Here is a 13,228-nt window from a genome sequence, read left to right on the forward strand (position 1 = left end):
GGAGTTGCTGCCGCCGTTCGAGTCGGGTGGATTCGATAGTCTGCACCAGCCGGTGCGCAGTATCAGCTCGGAGTTTCTGCATCCGATGACATTCGGCGCCGACACGTTGCACGAACTGATTGCCGCCCGCATCGCGGCGGATCCGGCACTCGCCGGCCGCGTTACCGTGGATCCGGGTTTCGCCGCACGGCTCGGCGGTCTGGAATCGGAATGGCAGCAGGAACTACAGCGCGGAATGACCGACAGTCCGGTCAATTTCCAGGAATTCCTGGGCCGGCACCTCACCGGTGTCGAGCGGCAGCAGTGGATCCACGAAATAGCTGCAGTCGAAAGTTATTATTTTGGGGTTTTCGATATCTCGACTCCGCTGTCGGATAATACGCTGCAGCGACACATCGCGGACCTGATCCGGTTCCTCCTCGATCGCGGTGACACGTTGTCCATCACAACCCGGCGCTTCGGTGTCGAGTCGGAGGATGTCGACACCTATCCGGGACTGGTGGGAAATCATGTGTATTCGCTGCTCGGTGTGGACGACCGGGCCGATGGCAGTCTCGCCTTGAAGCTGGAGAATCCATGGGGACGAAACCCGAACGTATTGAGTCCGGAACCAGGTGTCGAGTATGGTCCCGGTGGTCTTGTGCGGGTCGGTTTCGAGCACTTGAACAAGTTCTTCCTGCTCGGACTCGGCGGTACAGGTACGCAATTTGCTTACGGCGCAGCGAAACCGCCGGTGTCTTCGACTGTCACGCCGGCGACAGAGTCGCACAAACCGGCCGGGACCGACCCGTACCGGATTGCTTCGCCGGGCGCGGAGGCATCGCCCACCGAACCCGACTTCTTCACGCTGGATGCGCTCGCCGATTACGAGGCGCCCGAGCCGAACCGCCTGGAAGCCGCGGTGGACACCACCGTCGATCTCCGGAACCTCGGCGTCGACCAGGTGGTCTGGCGGTCGACCAGCGAGCCGCTGTATCGTGCCAGCAATTCGTCGCCACACGACATATTCGACAACGGATTCGCGCCGCCGATTCCGGAGTTCACCGATCTGCGGAGATATGTCCTGAACAACAGGGATTCCATCTTCGTCGGCACCTCGAAGCGGGCGGATATCTGGAAGATATTCCCCCGCACGTACATCTACGAGATCAACGTTCCGGGTGGAATCGACGTCAATGAAACATTGGCGCTGCTCGATGCCGATACGCACGCGTCCGCCGCTCCGCATGATTTTCATCGCGAGGAGGAGATAGCGCTGCCGGGCGGGATTCGACGGGAATTCATTGTCGGCGCCTTCCGTTTTCACCGATCCACGAAGACCGTGGGCGAATACTTCCCCAATCCCAACTACGGGCGCCCGTTCGCGCCGTCCGCCGACGCCGATGAATCGTCGGCAGCACCGGCGGAATACGTTGACTATGACAGCGAATCCGACGACGAGGTCGATCACGGGCCCGTTTTCAAACCCGGTTACGAACCTGCGGAGCTGCAAACCGCGGCGCTCGCGGGGTATCGGGTAACGCCGATTTCAGCGAGCTCGGACTCGCTGTTCTGGGCAATCAATGTCGCCTCGGGCCGGCCGATATTCGGAGATATACGTTCCCGAATCATCGAGGCGTTGAAGGCTCGGCACGACGAGTTCCTCGCGGGACGAAACCCGGAGGTCGATGACGTCCTCGCGACGGTCCGCGCACAAGACGACGCGCTCCGTCTGCTGCGCGAGCAGGATTCCGGCGACCCTGGTATTCCGGCGCTGGAGCAAGAACTGAACGGCATGCGTCAATTGCTGCCATGGGTGTTGAATTTGCAGATCGACAGTTTCATCGACTCCAGCACATCGGATAGCGCGACAGGGGATGTGCTGGTCCGCGTCGCCGCCGAGGAGCTGGCACTCCGTCTCGTCGTGGTGAACCAGGACGGAAGCCGAGCCGCCTTCGGCCCCGCGGCCGGACCAGAGCACGTCCTGGTGCGAGTGCACAACGGCGGCGATCACTACCACGCCGCCACGCGAATCACCCCCGATCCCGGCACGGCGCCGGTCAACGCCGCGCCGAATCTGAATGAGATTGCGGGCCTTACTGATCCGGCTACTCGCACGCCGAGCGACGAGTCGTCGGAGTCGGACGAGCTACTTGCACAGCAAGAGCAGTTCGCGCAGGCTTGGCGCTGGTGGCACGATCAGCGAGCAGCGGCCGGTGCGATGAACATCGACAGCGAGTTGGAGCAGCGGATCACCGGGGCGCTGCAGGCCCCGCGTTTCACCTGGTCGGCGCAGGTGGAATCCGCCTTCGGTGGCGCAGCGCGGGTCGATTCCGACATCAGCGATTTCCGCGCCGCGGGTCCGGACTATCCGCCGGGAACCGGCGCATGGATCTTCGACGGCGAGCGCATCTGGGCGGCAATAGTCAGGCCGGACAACACCTTCGAGATGCGTGGACCGCATCCGACGGACGACAGCATCGGCCACGTTGTCTTCGAGCAGAGCTTCGACGAGTTCCGGGAGTTCGCCGAGGATCTCGACCGGCCGACCGTCGTGCACAACTTGCCGCAGCCCGAGCAGTTCGACATGGACGACGAACTGTCATCGCACGACGGCCTCTCCGAGTTCGACGATGAACAGTGGTCGCAACCCGACAGTACGGTCGATGATGCTTCGGCCGATCAAGCAGGAAACAATCCGTACCTGGTGCGCATGGATGGACGGCGATCCTGGGTCCACCCGGAGATCAACGCGGCCCTCGAGGCGGAGACCGACGCGGATTACGAACCGGTCGGCCGAATCGGCGGTTGGCTGGCGGTGCACTGGCTGCGGCACGGTTCGACCGGTGCGGAACCGTTCGGCTACCCGGCGCTGAGCGCCGCGCAGCGAGACGAGGCCGCTGATGCGCTCATCGGGCTGCTGCCGGGTGGGGCGGCGCTCAGCGACGGCAGCGAAACGGTGTGGGTGCGTTGGGCGCAGCTGTGCCTCGGCGCGTCCGCGCAGGTCATGGACCGGCTGGATGTCGAATTCGACGCTCTGCCAGTGGGTTCCAGGATGTGGCTGACCGGGTCCGGTTCCCGGCACACGTTGGCGGTGGTGCGAGTCGCCGACGGATTCCGGGTGTACGACCCCGACACCGGGGCGGTCGGCACCGTGGACAGCGCGACGCTGGAGTCGAATGCCGGCGGTCGGGAGATCAGTATCGCGGTGATCGTCGTCCCCACGGCTGCCGCCACCGAATCGGCGCACGATCAGTTCGCGCCGGTCGACCCGATGGGGATGGCCGAAGCCGTTGCCGCCGCGGTGGAGCCGCTACCCGTCTACGAGGATCTGACGGAGCCGACCGCCTACGAGGATCTGCCGGAACCTCCCGGCTACGAGTACCTTTTCCCCAGCGCGGCGCCGTCCGCACCGGAACACCAGCCCGACCCGGCCGTGGTGAATGAACAGCCGGTGCCGGATCCTTCCGAGGATGTCACCATCCGGATCGGTGGCCAGCAGACGACGGTCGGCGTCCAGAACTGGGTTGGCCGTCGATTGCAGAATCCGTACCTGGAGTTGCGCCGACCGGTGGGCACGGATCGGGTCGCTTCGTGGGCGGACAGCGAGCAGGCGCGGGAATGGGTCGCGTTGATCAATCCGACCCGTCACCCCGGCAACCTGGCGGTCGGCCGGTTCGGCGGTTGGCTGGCACTGAACTGGTTGTCGCACAACGCACCAGCGCAGGGTTCGTTCGGCTTCCGGGCGCTGACGCGTGCGCAGCGGCAGGAAGCCGTCGACGTCATCGTCGAGCAGTACCACCACAACGGCGAGGCGCTGACTCCGGGCAGCGAAAGGGCCTGGGTGGACTGGGCGCAACGCGGTCTCGGCGCGTCCGCGCGGCAGATGCCCTTGGCCGCAGTCGATTTCGCACAGCTGCCCACGGGCACGCGGATGTGGTTGACCGGACCCGGCGCCGAGAACACGTCGGCGATCCTGCGCATCGGCGACAGCTTCCGGGTGTTCGACCCGGTTTCCGCGGCGGTCACCGAGATGTATCGCACCGAGTTGGATTCGTTTATCCGCGCAGCGGAATTCAGCGATGTAGTGATCGCCGAACCGGCGTCCGCGACACAGTCGGCCGCCGACCGAACGGACACGTCCGAGGTATTCACCGGCCCGGACGGGCAGGGGCCAACGGACACCAACCGGCCCGACGATCCCAGTGTGGTCACGGAGATAGGCCGGTCCGGCAATCCGAGCGTGGTCACGGACGAAGACCGGTCCGGAAATCCGTCCGGTGTGGTCGACGCCGAAGGACTCGGTTTCGTGGCGGCCGCGCAGCCGACGCCCGCGGCAGCGAGCATGCCGGCCCCAGCGGCGGCGGTCGTCATGCCGCCGGCGGCAATAGGTATCCCGCAGGACCGCCTGATCTTCCCCGACCGCGCGGGCAACCTGGTGGTGGCGTCGCTCGCGGGCGCCGAGCCCCGGTTGGTCGGCCCGGCGGCCTCCGAAGGCGGATATGACTGGCGCCGAGTAGATTTCGGCGAAGAGACCGGTGAGCGCGTTGTGCGCCTCGATCTGCTGGGGAGCCACTTCGACACCGTCTCGACAGCGAAGCATTCGCTGTTGCGGCCGAAGCATGCCGGAGCCGTCCTCATCGGGGGCGATGGCGTGGCCGTGTACTTCGCCGCTGGGACGATCATGCCGGTGCGGCCGGACGGTCCTGCCTATCCTGGTGTGGCGCTGCGTAATCCGGCCGATCCCAACCCCGAGACCGCCTGGCGCCCACTGCCCGCCGACGCGGGGATGACGCCGAGCAAGCGGACCGTCGCCGGTGGCCTGTTCGGTGCCGACGGCCCGACCGCAGCCGATGTGCGGCAGGGCGATGTCGGCACCTGCTATCTGCACGCCGACCTGATCTCGCTGGTGCAGCAGGATCCAACCCTGATCGAGGACATGATCGTCGAGCACCCGGACGGCTCCTGGTCGGTGCGGTTCTATCGCGGCGACGAGGAGGTGTGGGTGCCGGTAGACCGCACCTTCTACACCGATTCGGTCGGCCGGATGAGCTACGCCGCGCACCTGCCCGGCCAACCGCTGTGGCCCGCGGTGATCGAGAAGGCGTGGGCGGTGCACCGGGGTGGCGAACAGGGTTACGCCGGAATCGATGCCGGTAGGGCGGGCGACACCGCCGCGCAGCTGCGCCCGGCGACGGCCGCGGGTTTCGCGGGACGCGTTCAGCCGACCCGTAGCGTCGACGACCCGAGCTTCGCGCATCCGATGGCCATGAGCCGAGACGCGCTGGCCGAGGTGCTCGGCAGCGCCGGCTTCGCGCACGTCGTGTTGGACGCCGAATCCGAGTGGCGCACCGTTCTGGTCGGCTGGTCGGATGCGAACAACTGGGATCGGGCTGTGCGCCACCATGCGGGTTTGCTCGACGCGCACGATGGTGACAAGGCCGCTGCGGCAACAGCTTTCCGGCAATGGATGCGCGACATCGCTCCGCGCACCGCGACCGGCACCGCCCAACTGCTTCGCCACCGATTCGATGCGGCATTCGATCGTTTGTGGGAGACGGGCGACTCCCGGAATCCGATGGAATCGAGCCACGCGGAGCTGTCCGAGCGGGTCGGTGCCGGCATCGCGCATGCCCTGATCGAACTGGCTCCGGCGTGGCGGGCGGCACGGCTCGACGGCGTCGAGGTGACCAGTCCGGCGGGTCTGCGGGCATTCCTGGACGGGCACTTCGACCGGTGGACAGACCGGCTGACGGCGCAGATGGGCGCGTGGGAATCCGCGGAACCGTTGGCGGACACCAGAATCGCGGCTTGGGTTGCGGATCGGCTGGACTATGCGTTGCAGCGCAGGGACATGCTGACGTTGGGCACCCGCCGGACGCCCGACGGGAACCGGCATGTGGGCAGCGGGCTCAGCCCGCAACACGCGTACGCGGTCGTTCGTGTCGAACGCGACGCCACCGGTAAGCCGACCGGTGTGCTGCTGCACGACCCGAACGGCGGTCAGTCGACCGTGCCGCTGCGTCATTTCAACCAGTTCGATTTCCTCTCCACCAGTGGCGCGGGCGCACGCGGCATGCACGGCCTGGACGCGGTGCCCATCGCCGGCATCGAGAACTCCCGGATGACCGAACAGCCGCAGGACGCAGCGGAGTCGCCGACCGGAATGGACTATGAGCTCGATTCGCCCGCGGACATCGCACCGGACTTCATGGATCTGGACCTGTCCTATCCCGCTGCCACGGAACCTGTTGCCACCGCACAGCTTTCCACAACCGACGAGGTAGCAGATTCGCTGTTCACCGCGCATGAGTTGTCGGTCTTGTTCGGGGAGACGGCACTACCTGAGGGCACGTCCGGCCAACTCGGCGAATCCGCCGGACAGGACGCCATCACAGCGGCCTGGCTTTCCGCTGACGAGTGGCGATTCTTGGAGTCGGTCAGCCACGCACCAGGTCCGATCGAGATGCCTGCCGCTGCTGTCGATCTCGAAGAGAACGGTTTGTTCTTGCGGGACCTCGATGGCAATTTGATTCGGATGCCGCTGAATACCGTGTTGCGCGTGAAAGACCCGCAGCTGGATCCGGACTGGTATGCAGCCGAATTTCCCGATGGCTCGACGCGGAAGCTGGACAAGCGGCTGGCGAAGCTGACCTTCGAGGTACTCGCCAGCAGTTCCTATCCACCCGAAGTTATGCGGCTACAGGTGAAAAGTAACGGCTACGGGCGTATCCACAGCACCAAGGGCCGACCGGTGCTTTCGACGCCGTCGATACCTGCGGCCATGACGAATACCGGGGAGGCGCTGCGGATCAAGCTGTCGAACTCCGCCGAGTGGGAGCCGGTGATATGGCTGTCCGGTGCCGACGACTCGTTCATCGTAGGCCGGGCAGCGGGACCGCTGTACGGTCCGAACGGGCCGCGACCAGCTGATGTCCGGCAAGGTGGGCTCGCGGATTGTTATCTGCTCGCAGATTTGATCGGGTTGGCGCACGCACATCCGGACTGGATCAGGAGCATGATCCGCGACCATAGTGACGATACATTCAGTGTGCGGTTTCGTGTGCCGGACGGCTGGCGTTGGATTCGGGTGAATCGTGAGTTCTATCGGGATGCTGACGGCAGCATGATGTATGCCGTGCACGAGCCGAACCAGCCACTGTGGGCTGCGGTTATCGAGAAAGCGTGGGCGGTACACAAGGGCAGTGAACGAGGGTACGCGGGAATTCACGTCGGCCATCCTGGCCTCACCGCAGCAAGCCTGCGGCCGGAGCCTGCACCAGGATTCGCCGGGCGCACTCAGCCGAGCCGCAGTATCGATGACTTCGTCTTTGCGCATCCGATGTCCCTTGGGCGTGATGCCATGGCGACGCTGCTTCGTAGCGATGCCTTCGCCCACGCTGTGCTGGAGACCGAAGCCGCGTGGCGAGCCCGTTTGGCGAACCTGCGCAACCGGAGCTGGGCACCGGCAAAAAAGAAATACAGAGAGTTGCAGCGCAAACACCATGGGGACCGGACTGCGGCGCGGAAAGAGTTGAACAGGTGGTTCGATGAGATCGATCCCCGCACGAAACGCGGTACCGAAGCGATACTTCGGGAGTATTTCTCGGCGGCGTTCAGCCTGCTGTGGGTAGACCCCGACACCCCGTGTCCGATGAACCTGGACCGTGCGGAGCTGGCGGATCGGGTTGGCGCCGGTATGGCGCATGCGCTGGATGAGCTGCGACCGAGATGGCGTGCGGCGCAGGCCGAGGGCGACGACGTGACCAGCCCCGCAGGCCTGCGTACCTTTCTGGACGACGAATTCGAGGTGCGGACGGGCCGGTTGATCCGGCATATGCGGGCGTGGGAATCCGACGTCGCGTTGGTCGACACCACGATCGCGGCTTGGATCGCCGATCGAATCGACTACGCGCTGCACCGGGGGGATACCGTGGTGATGGCAACCAAAACTATGCTCGACGACGACGCGAAACACCCGGAGACCGAACTTTTTCCGGGACATGCCTACACGGTGCGCGAGGTTCGACGTAACCCGAATAGGCGCCCGAATGCGATGGTGCTCCGTAATCCGCATGGAGCTGAAACTGTTGTCCCGTTGCGCCGATTCAACCAGTTCCACACGATGTCGAGCAGCGGTCCCGGTACCCACGGAATGGATATTCTGGACGACACGGCCATCGCAACACCTGCCGAGCTTGCGGGAAGCGGGTACCGGCCCCGCGCTCGCCCCGTCGGCACCTCGACAACCCATGGCATGGATATCGGCTCGAATGCCGCGGTATCGGTACCGGATCGTCCGGGTTCTCTTGTTCAGCTGCCCGGTGGTGCGCCGACGACGTTGATTGTCCGTGCTCGGGATGGCGGTGCCTACCAGGAAATAGTGCTACAGGAGGGCATGCGGTTCATCGTCGAACCGGTTTACGGTGATTCGAGTGGGACGTGGGTGTGGTTGCGTCAGGGTGACCTGGCGTGGTCGGTGACCGCCGATGCCGCCGCCGCGGTGGGGTTGCGTCCCGCTCCGGGCTCGAGTGGCCCAGAGCAGTTCGAGCCGCACGGCGGCATGCGACCGCTGAACGTGCTCGAGCAGGGTTTTTCGTGGCAAGACCATGACGTGATACCACGCCGGTGGGAGCGACGGATCCGGCCGACCGGAGCTGTTGTCGCCCAGAACAATCGGCTCATACGACCGCATCCGGGCAACTTCTTCAGGCACGAAGCGGGTATGCACGAGTCACGGAAGCAGTTCGATTCCAACGGGAAAGCGAAATTCTATCGATTGGTCCAGGGGGCAGGTGGTGCCGTCGGATATGTGGCCGAAGAGACACTGAGTCGGGTCGGTTATCGACCGGCCACCACGAGCCGGGGAACGACCACCTTCTCGGGGTATCAGCTTTCCTGGATCGAGTCCGTGACGGTGCCGGGCCTGAGCGGCCCCGTGAAATTCGCTGTCGGCGAACGAGTTACCGTCGAGCCGCGCGTCAATATCCTCGGTGCCATCCTGGTGCGCCGCGAAAACGGTGAGTCGGTGTGGGTAGACTCGCGCGCGGCCGCGGAATTGGGAGTGCAGCGTCCTCGGGTGCTCGACGGCCCCCTGTGGGGCGGGCTCACTCGGACCACCCAAGACTTGGTCAACGACCTGAACAACGACCTGATGCAGCTGCCGAGACCGGCCATCAGCGCCATTCGAGCGATCACCGGTGGCGACTTGACCGGGGTCAGTCAGATGCTGCGGCCACACCGCGGCGCGGGTGCCGATAATGCGCAAGCGCCGGTGACCGCGGCCGAGTTGCTGGATGAGCAGGGCGTTGAGCGCCGACAATTCCGCCATGTCGAGGTCCGCGTCGGTGAGCGATGGGTGTCGGTGGACTGTCTCACCGATCTGCCGTACGTGCGCGGGCGACCGATCTGGCCCTACCTGATCTTCGAGGCGCACCGCGCCGTCCAGGCGAGTACCGGTATTTCGGGGGCGGTACCGCAGGATATGCCGGATCCGGCACCTTCGTGGTGGGACGCGGCAACGACGATCCTCGGAAACGAGCGAAATCGAGTCGAGGTCGAAGGCGGGATCCAGCCGTTCGGGCCCGAGTCGCCGGTCTTCGTCGGCGAGCCCTACCGTCCGTTCTTCGTGCCGCCCGCCGGGACGGTGCCCAGGCAGACGGAGTGGGCACAGCCGCGGCTGCGATACACCGGGGATACGGCCGCCGTCGTGGCCGCGGACGGCACCCGGATCGTGGCCGTCGGCAACCGGCTGCTGACCGTGGTCGAAGTGGAATACGCTGGGCCGCACGGCTTCCCGTCCCGAGTCCGGGTGGAGGGCGAAGCGCGAACCGCTGCCTGGGTCACGCCGGCCGAGCTGGCGGCCGCCGGATTCGTGCTGCCCGGCGAGGACAGTTTCCTACCGGCCGACGCGGTGCGTTCCGTGCGCCGCGGCGACGAGTTCGTGCGCTTCGCGCGCGACGGGTTCCGCTTCGCGAACCACGGGGCGGGCTGGGAGCAGGACACGGTGGCGGGGGTGACCGGTGTGGCCCAGCGCGCGGACGGCGTCGTCGACTTCGTCGAGATCGAGCAGGAGGGGCAGACCCGGCGGGTGACGTTGGCGCAGTTGCGCGCCGAAGGTTTCGTGACGGCCGCCGTCGGCAGTTTCGCCCGGCCCGACGCACTCGGTATTCTCTGGCCCGGTCACGAGCTCGTGCACGCGCGGCGCGTCGAGCTCGGTGGCGAAGCCGCCCCGCTGTATCTGATTCATGGCGATTCGTACGAGGTGACGTCGAGTGAGGACGACGTGCTGGTCCGGGACGCGGATCGCGACGAATGGTTGATCAGCGCCGAGCTGGCCGCGACGGTCGGACTGCACCCGCCGAGCGAGCTGCCCGGCCCGCTCTGGGATCCGGCGACCGGCCCGCGGCCCGGCGACGTCCCCATCGACCTGGGCGACCCCCAGCTGGCCCAGATCCTGCGCGAATTCGCCACCCGGAACCCGGAGGGGCTCCGGCGGATATTCACGCCGATCGGTGCCGCGCGAAGCGACATCCTCGAGGCTGTCGACGAGGGCGACGACACCCTGTTCACCTCGGAACACGCTATCGCGGAGACGGATCCGACCACCGCGGGCCATTACGCGATCCTGCTGGAGGTGGCCAGCGGCCCGATCCGGTACGTGGCCGGCCGGGATATGCACCCCGGCTCGGCGGGCCCAATGCCCGGCCCCGGTCAGCCGATCTGGCCGTGGCTGCTCGCGAGCGCGTATCGCCACGCGTTGCACGACGAGACCGTGGCCGCCGAGGCGGAGTTCGCCGACCGGCGCGGGTTCGTCGAATGGTGGAACGCGAGCACGACCGGCGACGCTACCGAGCACCCGATCCAGGGCACCGAGCTGCCGGGCGGCGAGTCGGAACCGAGTAGCCGCCAGGGACGTTCGCCGACCACCGATATCGTCGGTCCCGACCACGTCAAACGGCGGCGCACCGATCGCACGGAGGACGGCGAGTGACACCGGAACGGACGAGGGTGCGCACGCGATGATCGAGATCCCGCCCGAGCTGAAATGGCTCGGCTGGCTGGTCGGTATCGACCCGCCGGAGGGAAACGAGGATCTCCTGTTCGCGATCGGCAACGCCTGGAACGATGCCGCGAAAGGTCTTGCCGCTCAAGTCGATCCGTTGACGGCGGTGCAGCGGGACGCGACAAGGGCCTACACCGCGGGAGCCGGAGCGGAGGCGATCGCCGAGCTGTTCGACAGCCTGCTGCACGGCGGTGCGTCACTGGCGACCCTGGCCGCCGATTTCGACGAACTCGGTAATGCCGCCTTCGATTTCGGCACCGCGGTGCAGGAGGCGAAGCTGATGATGATCGTCTCCTACGTACTGCTCGCCGCGGAGATCATGTGGGCGTGGATGTTTCCGCCGACGGCTCCGGCGCTGGAGGCCGCGGCCGTGGCGGGTACCCGGTCGACGCTGCGCGCGGTCGAGGACTTCACGGTCGAGAAGATCGAGCAGTTGGTGTTGCGGGCCTTGGGAACTGTCGGCCGCAAGCCGTGGTCGAAGCTGGTCGTGAAGAATCTGTCGACCTATGCGGTCAAGGGCGTGGTGTCCGGCACGCAGGCGGTGGCCGTGGACGCGGTCGTCCAGGGCGTCCAGCTGGCCGCGCACACCCGCCGACACTTCGACAGCAACGAGTTGGTGCTGTCGTTCGGTTCGTCGTTCCTGGGTGGCATGGTGGGCCGGGCAGGCGCGCACTGGGGTGGCATCGCCTTCGACACCACGATCGGCCGGTTGACCAATAAGCTCGGCCCGGCCGGTGGAGCACTGCGCGGCATGGCAATTGGCGCGTTCGGTGGTGAAGTGAGCACTATCGGCGGCGCGGTCGGGGCCGCGCTGAATACCGGGGATTGGCAGAGCGGATTCAGCGGCTCCGGGTTCGCCGCATCGATGGCCGGTGGCGCCTTCCGCGGTGCGGTGCCCGGCGCGACCCGCGGCCTGTGCCAACTGAACCGGGTGCCGCGCGGTACGGCGAGCACCGGATTTCTTCGGCACTTCCACTTCGATGCCGAGGGCAACGTCTACGCGCCCGCAAGCCGGGTCGCCAAGGCCATCGGCGCCGCCGGAGACGACACCGTCACGCGGCCCGCACCGGTGGACCGATCCTCGGTCGAAGGTTCAGGTGCCGCCCGGCAACGCAGGCTCGCGGAGCTGGACCGGCAGGATGCTGCGAATCTGCGCCGATACCACAGCGAGTTACGTGCACGTCAGCCGCGATTGCAGGCCGAACCCACTGAGCCGCAAGGGAATCGGTCGCGAGCCCGAGCATTGCCCGCCGAGTCGTCGGGGAACCGCCCCCGAGCTCGGGCGCTCGGTGAACCGGCGGGTGTGGAGTCCGCCGACCGGCAGCCGCCGTGGGCAGCACGGATGTCCGGCCGCGCCCGGGAGTTCGCGGAACGGGCCGCGTCCACGCAGCAGGCGGCCGACCAGGCCCAGGATGTCGCCGACACCGCGCAGCGAAAAGCCACCGCACAGCAGACGCTGGCCGATGCGAGGGAGGGGCGGGTCGGCGAAGCGCGGGCGAATCTTGTGCAGGCACAACGTCAAGTGCACGCCGCCGAACGGCAGCTGGCCGCGGCGCGGACGGCGCAGACGCCCGACCCACAGCGAGTCGAGCAACTGCAAGGGCGTCTCGTCGATTCGCAGCGCGCGCACGAGCAGGCGTTGCGCGGCTTGAGCGCCGCCGAGCGGGAGGCAGGCCGAACACAGCGCATCGCGGATCATCACCAGGCCGACGCCGATGCCCTGCAACGACAGGCGGATCAGGCGCAGCGCCATGCCGACGACCACCGCATGGTGCGGATGAACCGCGCGGCGATCAACCGCACGGCCGACGGTGAAGCCAGGAAGATCACGCAACCGGGCACCGACGAGAACACCTGGTGGAAGCGGGCGCTGATGCGCAGCGAACGTATCGGCAAGGAGTACGGCACCGGCGGACCCGGCACCGAGGTCTACCAGGCCAAGGCCACCGACCTGCGCGGCAAGACCCGCCCGAAGCAGTACAAGCACCACAATCCGGAGCTCATCCCGTACACCGCCCCGACAGCGCCGGACCCGGCGGCGTGGGGTCAGCCGAAGCCGTCGCACCCGCCCAATCCGCTGGAACCGCCGGAACCGCCGGAACCGCCGGAACCGCCGGAACCGCCGGAACCGCCGGAACCGCCGGAACCGCCGGAACCGCCGGAACCGCCGGAACCGCCGGAACC

At 66.7% G+C, this 13,228-nt stretch carries 1 protein-coding gene and 1 pseudogene (1 of these 2 running past the window's edge); both read left to right on the forward strand.

Annotation, left to right across the window (positions count from 1 at the left end; all coding sequences use genetic code 11):
- A protein-coding gene (locus ABZ942_RS40820) for a C2 family cysteine protease (protein WP_357391630.1) crosses the window boundary here: on the forward strand, positions 1–10,972 show its end. It extends 24,875 nt beyond the left edge of the window; the window shows 10,972 of its 35,847 coding nt (coding positions 24,876–35,847); the start codon falls outside the window, past its left edge; its stop codon occupies positions 10,970–10,972.
- 28 nt (positions 10,973–11,000) lie between these two features.
- Positions 11,001–13,228 (forward strand): annotated as a pseudogene (locus tag ABZ942_RS40825) (hypothetical protein); the annotation flags it as partial.

Source organism: Nocardia sp. NPDC046473, assembly GCF_040645995.1.
Lineage (GTDB): Bacteria > Actinomycetota > Actinomycetes > Mycobacteriales > Mycobacteriaceae > Nocardia.